This window comes from Mangrovicoccus ximenensis (genome assembly GCF_003056725.1).
GTDB classification, from domain to species: Bacteria; Pseudomonadota; Alphaproteobacteria; order Rhodobacterales; family Rhodobacteraceae; genus Mangrovicoccus; species Mangrovicoccus ximenensis.
This window is the reverse complement of record NZ_QBKZ01000001.1, coordinates 18,692-37,500: the sequence shown is the minus strand read 5'-3', so window position 1 is coordinate 37,500 and position 18,809 is coordinate 18,692. Positions and strand designations below refer to the sequence as shown.

17 protein-coding genes and 1 tRNA gene (1 of these 18 cut by a window edge) are annotated in these 18,809 nt (G+C 68.3%); 11 read left to right on the top strand and 7 right to left on the bottom strand.

The window, feature by feature from the left end; genetic code table 11:
- Both C7T91_RS31270 and tkt read left to right on the top strand, forming a co-directional pair.
- Positions 1–20: the final stretch of a hypothetical protein gene (locus C7T91_RS31270; protein WP_145962725.1), read on the top strand. Its footprint begins 268 nt before the window's first position; only the last 20 of its 288 coding nucleotides appear in the window; its start codon lies beyond the left edge, outside the window; its stop codon occupies positions 18–20.
- Between the two features lie 229 nt (positions 21–249).
- Positions 250–2,268 carry a transketolase gene (gene tkt, locus C7T91_RS00180; protein ID WP_108257539.1) on the top strand — a complete coding sequence of 673 codons (2,019 nt, stop codon included), beginning with the start codon at positions 250–252 and terminating at the stop codon, positions 2,266–2,268.
- Between the two features lie 249 nt (positions 2,269–2,517).
- Here tkt and C7T91_RS00175 read toward each other — a convergent pair whose 3' ends face one another.
- The 4 genes from C7T91_RS00175 to C7T91_RS00160 form a co-directional block, all read right to left on the bottom strand.
- On the bottom strand, positions 2,518–2,931 hold the full coding sequence (locus C7T91_RS00175) for a gamma-glutamylcyclotransferase family protein (RefSeq protein WP_108257538.1): 414 nt from the start codon (positions 2,929–2,931) through the stop codon (positions 2,518–2,520).
- Entirely contained in the window at positions 2,919–3,620 is a 702-nt protein-coding gene (locus C7T91_RS00170) for a GNAT family N-acetyltransferase (RefSeq protein WP_108257537.1), read from the bottom strand. The genes C7T91_RS00175 and C7T91_RS00170 overlap by 13 nt, the downstream gene beginning before the upstream one ends.
- Positions 3,621–3,704: 84 nt before the next feature.
- Complete coding sequence (gene hemF, locus C7T91_RS00165) at positions 3,705–4,595, bottom strand: oxygen-dependent coproporphyrinogen oxidase (protein ID WP_108257536.1); 891 nt, start codon at positions 4,593–4,595, stop codon at positions 3,705–3,707.
- Between the two features lie 99 nt (positions 4,596–4,694).
- Complete coding sequence (locus tag C7T91_RS00160; RefSeq protein WP_108257535.1) at positions 4,695–5,174, bottom strand: acyl-CoA thioesterase; 480 nt, start codon at positions 5,172–5,174, stop codon at positions 4,695–4,697.
- 168 nt (positions 5,175–5,342) lie between these two features.
- On the opposite strand from C7T91_RS00160, the gene C7T91_RS00155 reads away from it, so the two are divergent.
- From C7T91_RS00155 to allE, 3 genes are all read left to right on the top strand, one after another.
- Positions 5,343–5,417, top strand: a tRNA-Glu gene (locus tag C7T91_RS00155).
- A 148-nt stretch (positions 5,418–5,565) separates the two neighbouring features.
- Positions 5,566–6,663 carry a M20/M25/M40 family metallo-hydrolase gene (locus C7T91_RS00150; protein WP_145962724.1) on the top strand — a complete coding sequence of 366 codons (1,098 nt, stop codon included), beginning with the start codon at positions 5,566–5,568 and terminating at the stop codon, positions 6,661–6,663.
- Positions 6,660–7,406 (top strand): (S)-ureidoglycine aminohydrolase, encoded by a 747-nt coding sequence (gene allE / locus C7T91_RS00145; protein ID WP_108257534.1) that lies wholly within the window; start codon positions 6,660–6,662, stop codon positions 7,404–7,406. The genes C7T91_RS00150 and allE overlap by 4 nt, the downstream gene beginning before the upstream one ends.
- Positions 7,407–7,411: 5 nt before the next feature.
- Here the strand turns inward: allE and C7T91_RS00140 are convergent, their stop codons facing one another.
- Together C7T91_RS00140 and C7T91_RS00135 are read right to left on the bottom strand one after the other, a co-directional pair.
- The gene (locus C7T91_RS00140; RefSeq protein ID WP_108257533.1) at positions 7,412–8,332 is read right to left on the bottom strand and encodes a LysR family transcriptional regulator; all 921 of its coding nucleotides are present in this window, start codon (positions 8,330–8,332) and stop codon (positions 7,412–7,414) included.
- Between the two features lie 152 nt (positions 8,333–8,484).
- On the bottom strand, positions 8,485–8,844 hold the full coding sequence (locus C7T91_RS00135) for a hypothetical protein (RefSeq protein WP_108257532.1): 360 nt from the start codon (positions 8,842–8,844) through the stop codon (positions 8,485–8,487).
- Positions 8,845–8,935: 91 nt separating this feature from the next.
- Here C7T91_RS00135 and C7T91_RS00130 point away from each other — a divergent pair, with 91 nt between their 5' ends.
- The 6 genes from C7T91_RS00130 to C7T91_RS00105 all read left to right on the top strand — a co-directional run bounded on the left by C7T91_RS00130 (position 8,936) and on the right by C7T91_RS00105 (position 18,282).
- Positions 8,936–9,730 carry a DUF4198 domain-containing protein gene (locus tag C7T91_RS00130; RefSeq protein WP_108257531.1) on the top strand — a complete coding sequence of 265 codons (795 nt, stop codon included), beginning with the start codon at positions 8,936–8,938 and terminating at the stop codon, positions 9,728–9,730.
- A gap of 120 nt (positions 9,731–9,850) precedes the next feature.
- Positions 9,851–10,456, top strand: a complete 606-nt coding sequence (gene leuD, locus C7T91_RS00125) for a 3-isopropylmalate dehydratase small subunit (RefSeq protein ID WP_108258426.1) — start codon at positions 9,851–9,853, stop codon at positions 10,454–10,456.
- Positions 10,457–10,517: 61 nt separating this feature from the next.
- Positions 10,518–11,381, top strand: coding sequence for an endonuclease/exonuclease/phosphatase family protein (locus tag C7T91_RS00120; RefSeq protein ID WP_236637884.1), 864 nt, complete (start codon positions 10,518–10,520; stop codon positions 11,379–11,381).
- A 170-nt stretch (positions 11,382–11,551) separates the two neighbouring features.
- Positions 11,552–14,926 (top strand): transglutaminase family protein, encoded by a 3,375-nt coding sequence (locus tag C7T91_RS00115; RefSeq protein ID WP_108257529.1) that lies wholly within the window; start codon positions 11,552–11,554, stop codon positions 14,924–14,926.
- 3 nt (positions 14,927–14,929) lie between these two features.
- Complete coding sequence (locus C7T91_RS00110; protein ID WP_236637883.1) at positions 14,930–17,353, top strand: circularly permuted type 2 ATP-grasp protein; 2,424 nt, start codon at positions 14,930–14,932, stop codon at positions 17,351–17,353.
- A gap of 23 nt (positions 17,354–17,376) precedes the next feature.
- The gene (locus C7T91_RS00105) at positions 17,377–18,282 is read left to right on the top strand and encodes a transglutaminase family protein (protein WP_108257528.1); all 906 of its coding nucleotides are present in this window, start codon (positions 17,377–17,379) and stop codon (positions 18,280–18,282) included.
- Positions 18,283–18,286: 4 nt separating this feature from the next.
- Here C7T91_RS00105 and C7T91_RS00100 read toward each other — a convergent pair whose 3' ends face one another.
- On the bottom strand, positions 18,287–18,748 hold the full coding sequence (locus C7T91_RS00100; protein WP_108257527.1) for an Rrf2 family transcriptional regulator: 462 nt from the start codon (positions 18,746–18,748) through the stop codon (positions 18,287–18,289).
- Positions 18,749–18,809: the final 61 nt, after the last annotated feature.

The window sequence follows — 18,809 nt, the reverse complement described above, 5'->3', positions numbered from 1 at the left end:
CTCATGTGCCCGTCCTGTAGCGTTGCCGCCCGGTTTCGTATTGTTTTACCCATGACTACAGACTTGACCGGGGGGAGCAAGGCCCGCCCCCCTCACATCCGGCGGCAATCAGCCGTTAACCAGCCGATCCCGACCTTGTTAGCGCTTGCACATTACTGATGTGTTGCTAAGACGCGGTCCGACACGCCCCCGTGGCGACGAGCCACCGCTTTGCCGGACCAACCACACAGCCGGACGAGGAGACCTCACGTGACCATTCTGCCCGCGCAAGAGACGCATCCCGAGCACTGGAAGAAGGCGAGCGCGATCCGCGCGCTGACCCTCGACGCCGTCGCAGGCGCGAATTCCGGCCATTCCGGCATGCCGATGGGGATGGCCGACGTGGCCACCGTGCTCTACGAGAAGCACCTGAAATTCGACGCCTCCGCGCCGGACTGGGCCGACCGCGACCGCTTCATCCTGTCGGCCGGCCACGGCTCGATGCTGCTCTACTCGCTGCTCTATCTCACCGGCGCGCCGGAGATGACGATCGACGAGATCAAGAATTTCCGCCAGTGGGGCGCCAAGACCGCCGGCCACCCGGAATACGGCCATGCGCCGGGGATCGAGACCACCACCGGCCCGCTCGGCCAGGGCATCTCGAACGCCGTGGGCTTCGCCATCGCCGAGGAAGTGCTGCGCGCGCGCTTCGGCAAGAAGCTCGTCGACCACTACACCTACTGCATCGCGGGCGACGGCTGCCTGATGGAAGGCGTGTCGCAGGAAGCGATCGGCCTCGCGGGCAAGCAGGAGCTGTCGAAGCTCATCGTGCTGTGGGACAACAACAACATCACCATCGACGGCACCGTCGAGATCGCCGACAAGACCGACCAGATGGCCCGCTTCCGCGCCTCCGGCTGGTCGGTCTTCGAATGCGACGGCCATGACCCCGAGGATATCGACCAGGCGATCACCGCCGCGAAGAAATCCTCGAAGCCCTCGATGATCGCCTGCAAGACCCATATTGCCATCGGCTCCGCCGCGCAGGACACGCCGAAGGGCCATGGCGCGCTGACCGATCCGAAGGTCGTCGCCGACACCAAGGCAGCCTATGGCTGGGAATACGGCCCCTACGAGGTGCCCGCGGACGTGAAATCCGCCTGGGAAGCCATCGGCGCGCGCGGCGCAGCGGACCATGCCGAGTGGAAGGAGCGCCTCGCGGCCACCTCAGCCTCGCGCCAGGCCGAATTCGCCCGCGTCATGGCCGGCGAAGCGCCGAAGAAGCTCGCCGCCACCATCCGCGCGCTGAAGAAGAAGTTCGTCGAGGACATGCCGAAGCTTGCCACCCGCGCAGCCTCGCAGACCGCGCTCGACGCGATCAACCCGGTCGCGCCGGAAACCGTCGGCGGCTCGGCCGACCTGACCGGTTCGAACAACACCAAGGCGGGCGGCATCGAGGTCTTCGATCCGGAAAACCGCAAGGGCCGCTACATCCATTACGGCATCCGCGAGCACGGCATGGCCGCCGCGATGAACGGCATGGCGCTGCATGGCGGGGTGAAGCCCTATGGCGGCACCTTCATGTGCTTCGCCGACTATGCCCGCGGCGCGATGCGCCTTTCGGCGCTGATGGGCGTCCCGGCGGTCTACGTGCTCAGCCATGACTCGATCGGTCTCGGCGAGGACGGCCCGACCCACCAGCCGGTGGAGCATCTGGCAATGCTGCGCGCGACGCCGAACACGCTGGTCTTCCGCCCGGCCGACGCCACCGAGACCGCAGAGGCCTGGGAAACCGCGCTGGAGCAGAAAGCCACGCCGTCGGTCCTGGCTCTCAGCCGCCAGGGCACGCCCGCGCTGCGCGACACCTATTCGGCCAAGAACCTGACCGCCCGCGGCGGCTACATCATGGCCGAGGCCACCGGCAAGCGCCAGGCGATCCTGATGGCCACCGGCACCGAGGTCGCCATCGCCATGAAGGCGCGCGAGATCCTCGAGGCCGAAGGCATCGGCACCCGCGTCGTCTCGATGCCCTGCTGGGAGCTCTTCGAGCAGCAGGACGAAGCCTGGCGCCGCAAGGTCCTGCCCGCAGGTCCGGTCCGCGTCGCCGTCGAGGCGGGCGTCCGCTTCGGCTGGGACCGCTGGCTCTGCGACGAGCGCGGCCGCCGCGAGAAGGCCGGTTTCGTCGGCATGGAGGGCTTCGGCGCCTCCGCCCCGGCCGAAGTGCTCTACGAGAAGTTCGGCATCACCGCCGAGGCAGCCGCCCAGAAGGTCCGCGACCTGCTGGCCTGACGCCGCCCTGTACGCATCATGGAAAGGCCCGGACGGTTCCCCCGTCCGGGCCTTTTGCGTTCCCGCCGCATTTCCGCCCTGAAATGATCCCCGGACCGCCATTTCGGCTCCCTCGTCCTGCCATGTGCCACGGCTAGAACGGCTTCATCGCAACGACGCGACCACAGGTCCCGGGGCCGAGCCTCATAGCCCCCACACTGCAAAGCCCCGGGACCTCAAACCTCTCCCCAAGACATCGGCAGCCGGAGGTCATTCGCCGCGGATGAAATCCCCCGATCGGATGCGGCGGTCTTCGGAGACCGGGCCGTGATAGGTGTAGACCCAGGCCCGCACCGCGCCCTCGGGCCCCGCCACAGTCCACTCGGCCCGCCGGAAATCGCCGCGCTTCGGCCGCTCGGGGCGGAAGCGCTCATAGGCATCGAGCATCTCCATCAGCCCGCGCCGGGGCGGCAGCGCGAACAGCTCGCCATGGACCAGCTCGTCCGGCGCGGAACCGGGCACGAGACCGGGATACCAATGCACCAGATAGAGCCGTCCCGGAAAGGTCGCGGGGCCGATCAGCCGCGCCTCGCGCTTCAGCCGCCGCGCCGCGGGCGTATGCGCCACGCCGGGGCGCAGCGTGCCGTAGACGAAAACCGGGAGATCCGCACTCAGCCGCGGCATGCCGCAAGGCTCCGGATCTGCCGCCCCTCAGCATCGAAATTCTCCGGGGCAAGCCAGGCATCGAACCCGGCCTTGAGCCTGGGCCAGTCGCCGTCTGTCGCTGCGAACCAGGCGGTGTCGCGGTTGCGGCCCTTGTAGGCCGTCGCTTGCCGGAAGATGCCCTCATGGCGGAATCCCAGCCGTTCGGCAGCGCGCCGCGACGGCGCGTTCAGTGCATCGCATTTCCATTCGTAGCGGCGGTAGCCCAAGCCATCGAAGACATGGGACATCATCAGCGCCATCGCCTCAGTTGCATGTACTGTGCCCTGCAAGGCTTTGGAGAACATGATGAATCCCACCTCGACGGAACCGATCTCGGGCGCGATCCGGAGAAAGGAGGCAAAGCCCAGCGGCGCGCCCGTCTGACGGTCGAGGATCGCCGAGAACAAGGGATCACGGCTTTCGACGGCGGTTTGCATCCAGGCCCCGAACGCCGGCATGTCCGCAAAGGGCCCCTGCGGCATGTAGGTCCAGAGCGACGCCCGAGACGCCCCGCCCACCTCCGCGAAGAGCCCGGCGGCATGGGCCATGGCCAGTGGCTCCAGCCGGACATGGCGGCCTTCCAGCATCACCGGCTCCGGGCGCGGCCGTGGCAGCGCGATCGTCACGTCTTCGCCGACCGGCTGGCCGAATTCATTGATTCTGGTCATCGCACGCGCTCCGTCACCGTCCGCACAGACTGCACGGCCCTGCCCGCAAGGACAGGGCCAGAGGCCCGGAGAGATGGCGCCAGATCAGATCCACTTGGCCAGCGGCGGCAGGCTCATCAGCACGGCATTGGCGTCATGGCCGGTCTCCAGCCCGAATTTCGTGCCCCGGTCATAGACCAGGTTGTATTCGGCATAGAGCCCGCGATGCACCAGCTGCGCCTCCTTCTCGGCCGGTCCCCAGGCCATGCCGCGCCGCGCCTCGGTCACCGGCAGGAAGGCCGGCAGGAACGCCTCGCCGACGGATCTGGTGAAGGCGAAATCCGCCTCCCAGTCGCCGGTGTTCAGGTCGTCGTAGAAGATGCCGCCGACGCCGCGGGCGCGCTTGCGGTGCGGGATGTAGAAATACTCGTCCGCCCAGTGCTTGAAGCGCTCGTAGTAATCTTCGCCATGCGGCGTGCAGGCCGCCTCCAGCGTCTTGTGGAAATGCTGGGTGTCCTCGCCGTATTCGAGGCAGGGATTGAGGTCGGCGCCGCCGCCGAACCACCAGGCCTTGGGCGTCCAGAACATCCGGGTGTTCATGTGGACGGCGGGCGTGTGCGGGTTCTGCATATGCGCGACCAGCGAAATGCCCGAGGCCCAGAAGCGCGGATCGCCGCTGAGGTCCAGATCCTTGCGCGCGGCCATCGCCTTCTGCGCGCGCTCGCCGAGCTGGCCGTAGACGGTAGACACATTGACGCCGACCTTCTCGAAGACCCGGCCGCCGCGCATCACCGACATCAGCCCGCCCCCGGCATCCGAGCCGTCCTCGGAGGCGCGGCGGGTTTCGGTCACCTCGAAGCGGCCCGCGGGCTCGCCCGCGAAGGGACCGGCGGCCTGGCTGTCCTCCAGCGACTCGAAGGCGGCGACGATGCTGTCGCGCAGGCTGCGGAACCAGGCGGAGGCTTCGGCTTTCTCGCGGGCGAATTCTTCGGTCATCTCGGGCAACTCCTGTCTGCCTGCCCGATCTAATCGGTTTCGGCGCCGGAGTGAATCATCTTTCGCCGCCGGGCCGCTGCGGGCCCGGCGGCGATCGCGTCAGATTTTGCCTTCGGCGGCCTTCTTCATCTCGGCCTGGAACTGGCGGCGCAGCTCGCGGCGGACCTCGGCGGCGCGGTAGCGCTTCTGCTCTTCCTCGCTGAGCACCTGCAGCTCGGGCACCGGCGCGGACTTGCCGTCGTCATCCACGGCGACCATGGTGAAATAGCACGAATTCGTGTGGCGCGAGACGCCCGAGCGGATGTCCTGCGCCTCGACGCGGATGCCGATTTCCATCGAGGTGCGGCCGACATGGTTGACGCTGGCCTTGAAGCTCACCAGCTCGCCCACGTTGATCGGCTGCTTGAAGGTCACTTGGTCGACCGACAGCGTCACTGCATAGCGCTTGGAAAACCGCGAGGCGCAGGAGAAGGCCACGCGGTCGAGAAGGTTGAGGAGCGCCCCGCCATGCACCTTGCCCGAGAAGTTGGCCATGTCGGGGGTCATGAGGACGGTCATTTCGAGTTTGCGGGGGTCCATGTGGCTCACTTCCGGCTGCTGGAAAACCCGGGCAATCTAAGTGTTCCGTCCGCGGGGGCAAGACGCCGCGGCGCCGCGGCGGAAGCTCCCGGAAAAATGTTGCGGCAAGGCGCATTTCCCGCTTGCAACCGGCGCGCGGGTTTTCTAGAAGCCGCCCTACGCAAGCACGGTCCGTTCGTCTATCGGTTAGGACGCCAGGTTTTCAACCTGGAAAGAGGGGTTCGATTCCCCTACGGACTGCCACCTCCCCCTAAGGCCAATATCTCCACGCGCCCCTGCAACCGCAGGCAGGCTTCGTTTTGCCGCCCCTGCCCGGGCTGTCACCGGGAAGACGCAAAGCTGCTTTACCGCTAACATGGTTCCGTCCAGTTCCCGGTGAAGGTGTCCGCCCGTGAAAGATCTCCCCGCTTCCGCAATGACCACCGCAATCCGCGGCGCCACTGTCCTGATGGAGGACGGCCCGGCCGAGGCCGACCTGGTGATCGCCGACGGTCTGATCGCCGCGATCGGCACGGCCGAACCGGCGGAGCGCGAGATCGACGGCCGCGGGCTGGTGCTGGCGCCCGCGATGGTCGACCTGCATGGCGACGCCTTCGAGCGCCAGGTGATGCCGCGGCCGGGCGTCGCCTTCCCTGCGGACCCCGCGATTCTCGACACCGACCGGCAGCTTGCCGCGAACGGCATCGCCACCGCCTATCACGCGGTGACGCTGAGCTGGGAGCCGGGGCTGCGCTCGGTCGAGGGGGCCGCGGCCTTCCTTGCGGCGCTCGAGGCTGCGCGGTCCCGACTGACGGTGGAGAACCGCGTGCAGCTGCGCTGGGAGACCTTCGCCTTCGAGGCCGTGCCGGTGATCGAGCAGGCGCTGACGGCCGATCTGCTGCCGGCGATCGCCTTCAACGACCATACCTCGATCATGCTGCGCGATTTCGGCACCCCGCTGCAGGAGCGCGCCTTCGAGCACGGGCCGGATTTCCGTGCGGCGCATTTCGACGACCCGCGCCTTGCCGGGCGGGTCGAGGGCAGCGCGCGGCGCGCGGGCATTTCGGCGGACGAATACCTCTACCGGCTGCGCCAGATCTGGGACCGCCGCGACGAGGTCGAGCCGATGATCCGACGCGTCGCCGCCGCCGGGCGCTCGGTGCGCGCCCCGATGCTCAGCCATGATGACGCCCAGGTGCATGTCACCGGCGAGACGGAGAAGCCCTGCCTTGCCCGGACGCCGGCAACGCTCGCCATGGCCGAAGAGGCCCGCCGGATTGCCCGCGGCCTCGGCCACGATCTGGCGGAAACCTCCTCTGGCGGCGGCAGCGACGGCAATTTCACCTCCGCCGCCGGGGTGCCGACGCTCGACGGGCTCGGCGCGGTCGGAAACCACTGGCATTCGCCGGGCGAACATGTGCTTGTCGCGCCTCTGGCCCGGCGCGCGGCGTTGCTGCGCGGCCTCATCCTGGGCTTTGCCGCCCGCAGACCTCTTGGAGACACCGAATGACCACCGACAATCTCGCCCGGTTCGGCGCGACCCGTTCCGACATCCGCGCGCGCCATGCGCTGCTGACGCCGGAAAGCCATGAATGGATCACCCAGCCGGACTGGCCGGGCGCGGAACTGGCAGTCCTCGTCTCTCCCGACATGGGGGCGCGGCTGAGCCTCGCGCTGGTGCGCTGTCCCGCCGCCGTCACCGCCGCGCCCGCCCCCGAGGGCCTGGCCCGCTTCGTCTTCGTGCTCGAAGGCGGCGCGACGCTTTCCGACGGCACGGAACTCGGCCATGAGGGCTATGCCTTCCTGCCGCCGGATTGCGGCATCGGCCTTTCCGCCCCCGAGGGCGCGCGGCTGGCGGTCTTCGAATGGCGCTTCCTGGCGCGCGGCGGGATCCCCGGCATCGTCACCGGCTCGGTCGCCCAGATCGAGGGCCAGCCGCTGCGCGGCGACGACTGGCTGAAGGTGCAGAAGATGCTGCCGACCGATCCGGCCTTCGATTTCGAGGTCAACGTGATGAATTTCCACCCCGGCTCCTCGCTGGCCTATGTGGAGACCCATTTCATGGAGCACGGCCTCTTGATGCTCGACGGCGGCGGGGTCTACCGGCTCGACGACCGCTGGTACCCGGTGCAGGCGGGCGACGCGATCTGGATGGGGCCGCATGTGCCGCAATGGTTCGGCGCGCTCGGCCGCACGCCTTCGCGCTATCTCATCTGCAAGAACTACAACCGCTCGCCGATGGCCCGTGCATGACGGGCCTAGCCGCCATATTGCGCGAAAAGCGTCCTGACGGCGGCAGCAAAGGCAGCCGAGGAGGCTGTCGGGGTGCGTCCCGCGACCCGGCAGCAGCTCAGCGGCATCGGCATCACCGCCGGGTGGTCCAGCTCGATGAAGGCGATCTGCTCGGGCGTGCGCTGCAGGAAGCGGCCGATCACGATCGAGACGCCCATCCCGTCCTGCACCAGGCGGCGCAGCAGCGTGAAGGAGTTGGTCGACAGCACCTCGCGCACCTCCACCCCCGACTGGTCGAGCCAGTCGCGCATCATCCGGTGCAGCATCACCGTGGCCTGCGGGAAGATCACCTTCTCGCCGGCCAGATCCTCGATGCGGACCTTGCGGCGCCGCGCCAGCGGATGGCTCATCGCGGTGATCAGGTAGGTGCGCCGGTTCAGCACCGCAAGCGTGTCGAGCTCGGCCGAGGGCGGGAAGTTGTAGCCGAGCGCGATGTCGATGTCGCCGTCCTGCAGGCTGCGCAGGAGCGCGGGCGTGTTCTCGACCAGCACGGTGAATTGCAGGTTCGGATGGTTGCGGTTCATGTCGCTGAGGATGCCCGGAAGCAGGTCCGAGGCCAGCACCTCGTTGACGCCGAGCCGCAGATGGCCGCGCTCCAGCCCCTTGATCTGGCTCAGCTCGTCGCGGGCGATGGTCAGCTCGTTCATCACCGAGGCGCAGCGGTAGAGCAGCACTTCGCCCGCCTCGGTCAGCTCCAGCCCGCCGCGGCCGCGCTCGCGCCGGAACAGCGTGACCCCGAGGCTGCCCTCGAGGTTCCTGATCTGCTTCGACACGGCCGAGGGCGCGATGTTCATCCGCTCGGCGGCCGCGCGGAACGATCCCTGTTCGGCGACTTCGACGAAATGCCGGAGGCTCGGCAGGCGGGCGAGAAGGGCACTGGACGGCATGGTTCGGCCTCGGCGGACGGACAGGAAAACACGGAAGGAAGATCATAGATGCAGCCCGCCCCGACACAAGGTGCCGATCTGGCGCTTCTCGACGCGCTCCGCGCCCTGCTGCCCGCCGCGGCGCTGCTTTCGGCGCCGCAGGACTGCGCCCGCTACGCCGCCGACGACTCGGGCCATCCAGGCGCGGTCGGCAGCGCGGCGGAGAGGATCAGCGTGCTGTCGCGCGGCAGGTCCGGGTCGCCGGCGGTGGGCACTGACAGGCCGACGACCTCCGGCGCGATGTCCGTGCCGCCGCTTTCGATCCGGAATTCCTGCGCGAGCTGTGGCCAGGCGGCGCGGAACCGCGATTCGATCTCGGCCGGGGGCAGGCGGCGCAGCTGGTCGTTCAGCCCGGAAAGCGGGCTCTCGTCGGTGTCGCCGAGCCCGGCCAGGTCGATGCCCGCCAGAATCGGTTCCAGCACGATCCGGTACTGGATCAGCACCTCGTCATCGCGGATTTCCGCATCGGCCACCGCAGGGCGGACTTCATGCGCGGCGGCGGCCCCGCAGATTGACAGCGCGGCCGCGAGCCCCAGAACTAGGGCATGGAGCCAGGAGATGCCGATGCGACTGCCCGTTTCACTCGTCCTTTGCATGCTGCTGGCCTCCCGGGCCTTCGGTCACGAATTCTGGATCTCGCCCGGCAGGTACGAGATCCCTGCCGGAGATACGCTGCAAGTCACGACCCGGATCGGAGAAAAATTCAAGGCCCCCTCCCGTCCCTACCTGCCGGGGGCCGTCGCCCGCTACGAGGCGCTGACCGCTGCCGGGACCGTGCCGGTGGCCGGCCGGATGGGGGATGATCCGCTGTCGCTGGAGCTGCCTGCCGGGCTGGCCGTGCTGGTCCATGAAACCCGTCCCGTGGTGCTGACCTACAAGGACGCGGACACCTGGAAGCGGTTCTTCCGCCACAAGGATTTCCCGGAGGCGATCGAGCGGCACGCGGCGCGCGGGCTGCCCGAAAGCGGGTTCCGGGAACGCTATGTCCGCTATGCCAAGGCGCTGGTCGCGGTCGGGGACGGGCAGGGGGCGGACCTCGAAACCGGGCTGCGGACCGAGATCGTGGCGCTGGAAAACCCCTATCTCGGGGCGCGGGACACCTTGCCGGTCGAGGTGCTTCTCGACGGGGCGCCACGGGCCGGTGCGCAGCTCGAGCTGTTCGAACGCGCCCCCGACGGCACGGTCGCCGTCACGCTGCACCGCACCGACGGCGCGGGCCGCGCGGTCCTGCCGGTGAAGCCGGGGCACGTGTATCTCGCCGATGCGGTGGCGCTTGAGGAGCTGCCGAATGACGATCCCGGGGCCGGGCCGGTCTGGCTTTCGCTCTGGGCCTCGCTGAGCTTTGCCGTGCCCGGGTGACGCCGGGACCGCCTTTGCGTCCGGCCGGCTTGTCCTTTGGCCCGGGCTCGGCTAATCGGACCCCCAGCATTCATGGAACGGCAGGGCCGGGCGCAGGGCGCTGGCCGCAAGGAGGCGATGATGGAAAAATTCACCAAGGTCACCGGTGTGGCGGCACCCATGCCGCTGATGAACATCGACACCGACATGATCATCCCCAAGCAGTTCCTGAAGACGATCAAGCGGTCGGGCCTGGGCGTGAACCTGTTCGACGAGATGCGCTATGATTCCGAGGGCAAGGAAATCCCGGAATTCGTGCTGAACCAGCCGGCCTACCGCGAGGCGAAGATCATCGTCGCGGGCGACAATTTCGGCTGCGGTTCCTCGCGCGAGCACGCGCCCTGGGCGCTGCTCGATTTCGGCATCCGCGTCGTGATCTCCACGAGCTTCGCCGACATCTTCTACAACAACTGCTTCAAGAACGGCATCTTGCCGATCGTCCTGCCGCAGGAAGACGTCGACAAGCTGATGGATGACGCCAAGCGCGGCTCCAACGCGGTCGTCACCGTCGATCTGGAAAACCAGGTCATCACCGGTCCGGATGGCGGCTCGGTCTCCTTCGAGGTCGACCCGCACCGCAAGCACTGCCTGCTGAACGGCCTCGACGATATCGGCCAGACCCTGCAGAAAGCCGCCGCGATCGACGCGTTCGAAGCCAAGGCCGCCGCGGAGCGTCCCTGGGTCTGACCCGGCCGCTCCAGCTTTCGGAAAGATTTGGTTAACCAAGATTGAGGAGCCTGCAGCCATGATGCTGCGGGCTCTTCTGCTTTTGTGCTGGGCGGTTTCGGCTGCGGCGGATCCGGTCCGGCTGGCCGTCTACAATGTCGAACTGGACCGCGACGGGCCGGGGCTGCTGCTGCGCGACATCCTGCGCGGCGATCCGGCGGCCGAGGCGGTGGCTGCGGTGGTGGCGCAGGTGTCGCCCGATATCCTGCTGCTGACGCGCTTCGACTACGATCTGGGGCTGGCGGCGCTCGGGGCGTTCAACGATCTCTTCGGCGAGGCGCGCTATCCGCATCTTTTCGCGCTGCGGCCGAATACGGGCCGCGCGACCGGGCTCGATCTCGACCGCAATGGCCGGACGGGCGAGCCGGAAGACGCCCAGAGCTACGGAGACTTCGCCGGGCAGAACGGCATGGCGCTGCTGTCGCGGCATCCGGTCGGCGCGGCGCGCGACTTCACCGGTTTCCTCTGGCGCGACCTTCCCGATGCAGGGCTGCCGATGGCCGGGGGCGATCCCTTCTGGGGGGCGGAGGTGCTCGATGTCCTGCGGCTGCCGACCACCGGCCATTGGGACGTGCCGGTCGAGATCGGCGGCCAGGTGCTGCATGTCCTGGCCTTCCATGCCAGCCCGCCGGTCTTCGACGGTCCCGAGGACCGCAACGGGCTGCGCGCCGCCGACGAACTGCGCTTCTGGCAGCTGCATCTCGGCGGCGCCTTCGGTCCGCCGCCCGGTCCGCATGTGGCGCTGCTCGGCACGGCGAATATCGACCCCGGGAAGGGCGACGGGCGGCAGGAGGCGATGCGCGCGCTGCTCGCGGAGGCCCCGCTGCTTTCGCGGCCGGTCCGCCGGGGCGCTGTGGCCGCGAAGGCACGCTGCGCCGCGGCATGACCGGAACTGCGGCATCGGGGCCGCGGCCATCCCGTATCCCGAGGAAAACCGGTCTAAATTTTAGGCAGCCCCGGCGCGGGGAGGCGGGCGCGGCGGTGGCGACACTGGCGTGACGACATATTCTGTGAAAGCGTGCCCTCCAAAGAAGGGTACGAGGGGCGCAGTTACTCATGTCGATCAAGGCCAGCATCTATCACCTGACCCACTACAAATACGACCAGCCGGTGGTTCTGGGCCCCCAGGTCATCCGCCTGCGGCCGGCTCCGCATTCCAGGACGCGCGTGCTGACCCATTCGCTCAAGGTCAGCCCCTCCACGCATTTCGTGAACCACCAGCAGGACCCCTACGGCAACTGGCTCGCACGCTTCGTGTTTCCCGAGCCGGTCAAGGAATTCAAGATCGAGGTCGACCTCGTCGCCGACATGTCGGTCTACAACCCCTTCGATTTCTTCGTCGAGGAACGCGCCGAGTTCTATCCGTTCGACTATCCCGAGGAACTGCTCGAGGATCTTTCGATCTACATGAAGCCCGAGCCCGCCGGGCCGCATCTGAAGGAATTCCTCAAAGGCGTGCCGAAGGAGAAGATGCGCTCGGTCGATTTCGTGGTCGACCTGAACCGCCGCATCAACGAGGCCGTCGAATATGTCGTCCGGCTGGAGCCGGGCGTCTACACGCCGGAGGAAACCTTCGAGAACGGCAAGGGATCGTGCCGCGACAGCTCCTGGCTGATGGTGCAGGCGCTGCGCCATCTCGGCCTCGCCGCGCGCTTCGTCTCGGGCTACCTGATCCAGCTGAAGCCCGACCTGAAGGCGCTGGACGGTCCCTCGGGCACCGAGGTCGACTTCACCGACCTGCATGCCTGGTGCGAGGTCTTCCTGCCGGGCGCGGGCTGGATCGGCTTCGACCCGACCTCCGGCCTCTTGACCGGCGAGAGCCATATCCCGCTGGCCGCCACGCCGCATTACCGCAACGCCGCGCCGATCTCGGGCGGGTTCTCGGCGCCCGAGGACCTGGAGACCGAATTCGATTTCGACATGAAGGTGACCCGCGTCGCCGAGCATCCGCGCATCACCAAGCCGTTCTCGGATGACAGCTGGGACGCGCTGAACGCGCTCGGCGCCCATGTCGACCGCAAGCTGGCGGAAAACGACGTGCGCCTGACCATGGGCGGCGAGCCGACCTTCGTGTCGATCGACGATTTCGAATCCGATGAATGGAACTCGGCCGCGGTCGGCCCGCACAAGCGCGCGCTCGCGGATGTGCTGATCCGGCGGCTGCGCGAGAAATTCGCGCCGGGCGGCTTCCTGCATTACGGCCAGGGCAAGTGGTATCCCGGCGAAACCCTGCCGCGCTGGACCTTCTCCTGCTACTGGCGCCGCGACGGCAAGCCGATCTGGAACGATCCCGACCTGATCGCCCGCGAGCTGCCGGTGCAGGAAGACCACGAGCCGAAGGACGGCCCGACCTACAGGGATGCCGCGCAGCTGACCACGGCGATTGCCGAGGCGCTGCAGGTGGATACCGGCAACATCGAGCCCGCCTACGAGGACCCCGCCGAATGGCTGGTCCGCGAGGGGCGGCTGCCGGACAATGTCGACCCGGAGAATTCGCATCTCGACGATCCCGAGGAGCGCCAGCGCATGCTGCGCGTCTTCGAGCGCGGCCTGACCAAGCCCGTGGGCTATGTCCTGCCCGTGCAGCCCTGGCAGGTGAAGCACACCACCAGCCGCAAGTGGATGTCGGAAAAGTGGAAGACCCGGCGCGGCAAGCTGTTCCTGGTGCCGGGCGACAGCCCCGTGGGCTACCGCCTGCCGCTCGGCGCGCTGCCCTACCTGTCCCCGGCCGAGTATCCCTATGTCAACGAGGCCGACACCACGCTGGAACGGCCGCCGCTGCCGGACATCTCGAAGGAGCTGGCCGAACGGCTGGGCAAGGAGTGGCTGGACCAGAAGGTCGCGACCGTCACCTACGAGACCGCCGAGAAGGACGGCCCGGTGCCGCAGAGCCTCTATGAAATCGACGGCCATGTCCGCACCGCGATTTCGGTGGAGCCGCGCGACGGCCGCCTGACCGTGTTCCTGCCGCCGGTGGTCTGGCTCGAGGACTATCTCGAACTCGTCGCCGCCTCCGAGGCCGCGGCCAAGCGGCTGGGCATGCCGGTGCATATCGAGGGCTATCCGCCGCCCTCCGACCCGCGCCTGAACGTCATCAAGGTCACCCCCGATCCGGGCGTGCTGGAGGTCAACATCCAGCCCGCGTCGAACTGGGACGAGGCGCGCGAGATCACCGAGACGATCTACGAGGAGGCCCGCCAGTCGCGCCTCGGCGCCGACAAGTTCATGATCGACGGCAAGCATACCGGCACCGGCGGCGGCAACCATGTCGTCATCGGCGGCGCGACCATCATGGACAGCCCGTTCCTGCGCCGTCCCGACCTGCTGCGCTCGCTGATCCTGCACTGGCAGCGCCACCCGTCGCTGAGCTACATGTTCTCCGGCCTGTTCATCGGCCCGACCAGCCAGGCGCCGCGCGTCGACGAGGGCCGGGCGGACCATCTCTACGAGCTGGAGATCGCGCTGCAGCAGATCCCGGCGCCCTGGGAGGGCATGCCGCCCTTGCCGTGGCTGACCGACCGGCTGCTGCGGAACCTGCTGGTCGACGTGACCGGCAACACCCACCGCGCCGAGATCTGCATCGACAAGCTCTATTCGCCCGACGGCCCGACCGGCCGCCTCGGCCTCGTCGAGTTCCGCGGCTTTGAGATGCCGCCCAATGCGCGCATGTCGCTGGCGCAGCAGCTCCTGATCCGGGCGCTGATCGCGCGGTTCTGGGAAAGCCCGCTGTCCGGCAAGCTGACGCGCTGGGGCACGACGCTTCACGACCGGTTCATGCTTCCGCATTACCTCTGGGAGGACTTCAACGAAGTTCTGGCGGATCTGAACGAGCATGGCTATCCGATGCAGCCCGACTGGTACAAGGCGCAGGCCGAGTTCCGCTTCCCGTTCTGCGGCGAGGTCGAGGGGCCGGGCATCCATCTGGAGCTGCGCCAGGCGCTCGAACCGTGGCACGTGATGGGCGAGACCGGGGCGATCGGCGGCACGGTGCGCTATACCGACAGCTCGACCGAGCGGGCCCAGGTCAAGCTGACCACCTCGGACCCGTCGCGCTATACCGTGGCCTGCAACGGCCGCATCGTGCCGATGCAGAAGACGGCCGAGAACGGCGTGTCGGTCGGTGGCATCCGCTACAAGGCCTGGCAGGCGCCGCTGGCGATGCATCCGGTGGTGCCGCTGCACGTGCCGCTGACCATCGACGTGTTCGACACCTGGTCGAACCGCGCCATCGCGGGCTGCGTCTACCATGTTGCGCATCCGGGCGGACGGAACTACGACACATTCCCGGTCAACTCGAACGAGGCGGAGGCACGCAGGCTGGCGCGCTTCCAGCCGCACGGGCACACGCCGGGCCTTTACGTGCCGCCGATGGAGTCGCCGCATCCGGAATTCCCGATGACGCTCGACCTTCGGCGCCTTGCCGGGATGTGATGATTGACCACGCATGAGAAATCCGAACGTCGCGGCGGGCTCGCGGCGTTCATCCGCGATTACAGGCCGACCGAGAACACGGCAGACGAGCTTCTCGATCCGGCCGGCGCGATGCGTCCGGCCTGGCGCGATTTCATCAACCAGTTCGGCCGCCTGTCGGGCACCGATATCGAGCGGCGCTTCCACCGGGCGGAGCAGTACCTGCACGATGCGGGCGTCTATTACCGGGAATACGACCACGGGTTTTCGCGCGAGCGTGCCTGGCCGCTGAGCCATATCCCGGTGCTGCTGTCGGAAGAGGACTGGACCTCGATTTCCGAGGCGCTGGTGCAGCGCGCCGACCTGCTGGAGCAGATCCTGGCAGATCTCTACGGGCCGAACCACCTGGTGGCGGACGGGCACCTGCCGGCCTCGCTGGTGGCCTCGATGCCCGAATGGCTGCGCCCGATGGTGGGGGTGGAGCCGCGCTCGGGCCATTTCCTGCATTTCATCGCCTTCGAGATCGGCCGCGGCCCCGACGGCCGCTGGTGGGTGCTGGGCGACCGCACCCAGGCGCCGACGGGCGCGGGTTTCGCGGTCGAGAACCGCGTCGCGATGAGCCGGATGTTCCCGGAATATTTCGCCGACAAGACCGTCGCCAAGATCGGCGGCTTCTTCGCCGATTTCCGCGCTGCGCTGGAACGGCTCTCGGACGAGACCGAAGGCGGGGTCGGCGTGCTGACGCCCGGCATGCTGAACCAGGGCTATTTCGAGCACGCCTATATCGCCCGCTATCTCGGCTTCATGCTGCTCGAGGGCGAGGATCTGGTGGTGCGCGACGGCCGCGTGATGGTGCGGACCGTCAACGGACTGCAGCCGATCAGCGTGATCTGGCGGCGCATCGACGCCGCCTGGGCCGATCCGCTGGAACTGAACGAGGCCTCGCGGCTGGGCACGCCCGGCATGGCGAACGCGGTGCGCCAGGGCTCGCTGACCATGGTCAATGCGCTGGGATCGGGCGTGCTGGAAACCCGCGCCATGCTGGCCTTCATCCCGCGCATCTGCCAGGCGCTGACCGGCGAGCCGCTGAAGATGCCCAACATCGCCACCTGGTGGTGCGGGCAGGGGGCCGAGCGGTCCCATGTCCAGGCCAATACCGAGCGGATGATGATCGCCCCTGCGCTGGCCACCCGGCTGCCCTTCGACACCGACGGCAAGACCGTTCTGGGCGGCAGGTTCCGCGGCACCGCCAAGGAGCCGATCGGCGACTGGATCGATGCCGAGGCCGGCAATCTCGTCGGCCAGGAGGCGGTGCGGCTCTCGACCACGCCCGCCTGGGACGGCGAGAAGCTGGTGCCGCGGCCGATGTCGCTGAGGGTCTTCGCGGCGCGCACCAAGAAGGGCTGGGCGCTGATGCCGGGCGGCTATGCCCGGATCGGCCGCCATCAGGAATCCACCGCGATCTCGCTGCAGAAGGGCGGCTCGGTCGCCGATGTCTGGCTGCTGGCGGACCCGCCGGGATCGCAGACCGCGATCGCCGAGGCGCGCACTGTCCTGGGCACCCGTCCCGACCTCAGCCTGCTGCCGAGCCGCGCCGCCGACAACCTTTATTGGCTCGGCCGCTATGTCGAGCGCGCCGAGGGCACGATGCGGCTCCTGCGCGCCTACCATGTCCGGCTGGCCGAGAATGCCGCCGCCGACATGCCGCTTCAGCACGCGATCGGCGAGGCGCTGACGATTTCCGGGGTCGACGTGGCCCAGCCGGTGCCGCTGGCGCTGACCGACATGCTCGACGCCGCCGTGCAGAGCGCCGCGCAGGTGCGCGACCGCTTCTCGGTCGATGGCTGGCTGGCGCTGAAGGAACTGCAGGCGGCGGCGATGCTCCTGGCCGAGAACCACCGCAGCGACGACGAACCCCGCTCCGGCGACGACATCGCCCGCGAGATCTCGGGGCTGCTGCGCCAGATCACCGGGTTTTCCGGGCTGGTGCAGGACAACATGTACCGCTTCACCGGCTGGCGATTCCTGTCGATCGGCCGCGCGCTGGAGCGGGCGATGGACATCTGCGCGATGCTGGCGCGCTTCGCCGATCACGGCACGCCCGAGGGCGGGCTCGACCTGGCGGTGGAGCTCGGCGACAGCGGCATAACCCACCGCCGCCGCTACACGATCGCCACCAACCGCCAGACCGTCATCGACCTTCTTGCGCTCGACGGCCGCAACCCGCGCGCGCTGCTCTACCAGCTCAACCGGATGCGCACGCTCTGCGAAAGGCTGCCGGGGGCCGACGAGCATGGCCGGCTGGCGGATTTCTACCGCGCGGTGATCCGGGTGCAGACCGATATCGAGCTGCAGCGCCCGCATACGCTGGACACGAAGGCGCTGTGGAAGACCCGCGGCGAGCTGATGGAGGTGTCGAACCTCCTGACGCAGCACTATTTCAGGTAAGGCAGGCAAGGGGAGGGGCCGCAATGCCCACGCGCTACGACATCCGCCTGAAGATCTTCTACACCTACGGCCAGTCGACGAGCCTCGGCCATCACGTGATCCGCATGCAGCCTCTGGAGCTGCCGAAGCGCCAGCGGGTCTCGATCCGCCATCTGGAGATCTGGCCGCGCCCGACCGAGCGCACCGAGCGCACGGATTTCTTCGGCAACCGCGTGGTCTCGGTCGGGTTCGGCGGGCGTGCCGCCACCGGCATCGAGTTCCGCCTGAAGGCCTGGGTCGAGCGGCGCAGCCAGCGCCCCGGCCTCGACATCAGCCCGTCGCTGGCCCGCCTGCCGGTGGAGCTGGCCGCGATCCGCGATCTCGGCGGCAGCTCGCCGCACCATTTCCTGGCGCCCTCGCCGCGGGTCGGCGCGATCCCCGAAATCGCCGCCTTCGCGCGCGATCTGGTGCAGCCGGACATGACCGCGCTCGAAGCGGTGACCTGCCTCGGCGAGGCGCTGCACGAAGAGATGGGATTCCTGCCGGGCGCGACCGATGCCGACACGCCGCCGGCCGAGGCGTTCCGGCGCCGCAAGGGGGTCTGCCAGGACTATTCCCACATCATGATTGCCGGGCTGCGCGCGGTGGGCGTGCCCGCGGGCTATGTCTCGGGCTTCCTGCGCACCATTCCGCCCGAGGGCCAGCAGCGGCTCGAGGGCGCCGATGCGATGCATGCCTGGGTGCGGGCCTGGTGCGGGCGCGAGATCGGCTGGGTCGAATACGATCCGACCAACGCCATGGCTGCCAGCGAGGACCATGTCGTCGTCGCCTATGGCCGCGACTATGCCGACGTGTCGCCGGTCAAGGGCGTGACGCGGATGTCGGGGGTGGGCGGGACCGGCCACAGCGTCGACGTGGTCGAGCTGCCCTCCGAACCCGCCGGAGCCTGAGGCGTCAGCAGACGCGGGGCAGGGCCTGTTCGGCGTGGATGCCGAGCACGCTGATCAGACCGGGATTGGCCTGGGTCAGATCCGACAGCGCGATGCCGTCGAGCGCCTTGTAGAAGGCCTCCACCGCATTGGCGAGCACGCCGCGCAGGCGGCAGTGATCGACGATCGGGCAGTGGTTCTCGGCCCCTTCGAAGCACTCGGCGAAGGGCACCGTGCTTTCCAGCGCGCGAATCACCTCGCCGATATCGATCTCCTCCGCCGGGCGCGCGAGGCGCAGCCCGCCATTGCGGCCGCGGGTGGTCTGGATCACGCCGAGCTGCGAGAGAATCACGATGACATGGGCCAGGTGATTCTCGGAAGCGTTGCAGGCGCGGGCCACTTCGGCCTTGCGGACCGTGCGGTCGTCATTGACGGCGCAGAACATAAGCGTCCGCATGGCCAGATTCGTGCGTAGCGTCAGTCTCATGTCTGCCTTGCTCCCTGGGTATGGCTGAAGATCTCGGGCGCAGTCTGCCCGATCCGGGAAT

Bases quoted from the DNA above. Each gene is read 5' to 3' on its own strand.
- C7T91_RS00140 (WP_108257533.1), bottom strand. From the start codon at position 8,332: ATGCCGTCCAGTGCCCTTCTCGCCCGCCTGCCGAGCCTCCGGCATTTC.
- allE (WP_108257534.1), top strand. From the start codon at position 6,660: ATGACCACCGACAATCTCGCCCGGTTCGGCGCGACCCGTTCCGACATC.
- C7T91_RS00115 (WP_108257529.1), top strand. From the start codon at position 11,552: ATGTCGATCAAGGCCAGCATCTATCACCTGACCCACTACAAATACGAC.
- hemF (WP_108257536.1), bottom strand. From the start codon at position 4,595: ATGACCGAAGAATTCGCCCGCGAGAAAGCCGAAGCCTCCGCCTGGTTC.
- C7T91_RS00175 (WP_108257538.1), bottom strand. From the start codon at position 2,931: ATGCCGCGGCTGAGTGCGGATCTCCCGGTTTTCGTCTACGGCACGCTG.
- C7T91_RS00130 (WP_108257531.1), top strand. From the start codon at position 8,936: ATGCGACTGCCCGTTTCACTCGTCCTTTGCATGCTGCTGGCCTCCCGG.
- leuD (WP_108258426.1), top strand. From the start codon at position 9,851: ATGGAAAAATTCACCAAGGTCACCGGTGTGGCGGCACCCATGCCGCTG.
- C7T91_RS00160 (WP_108257535.1), bottom strand. From the start codon at position 5,174: ATGGACCCCCGCAAACTCGAAATGACCGTCCTCATGACCCCCGACATG.
- C7T91_RS00120 (WP_236637884.1), top strand. From the start codon at position 10,518: ATGCTGCGGGCTCTTCTGCTTTTGTGCTGGGCGGTTTCGGCTGCGGCG.
- C7T91_RS00170 (WP_108257537.1), bottom strand. From the start codon at position 3,620: ATGACCAGAATCAATGAATTCGGCCAGCCGGTCGGCGAAGACGTGACG.
- C7T91_RS00105 (WP_108257528.1), top strand. From the start codon at position 17,377: ATGCCCACGCGCTACGACATCCGCCTGAAGATCTTCTACACCTACGGC.
- C7T91_RS00100 (WP_108257527.1), bottom strand. From the start codon at position 18,748: ATGAGACTGACGCTACGCACGAATCTGGCCATGCGGACGCTTATGTTC.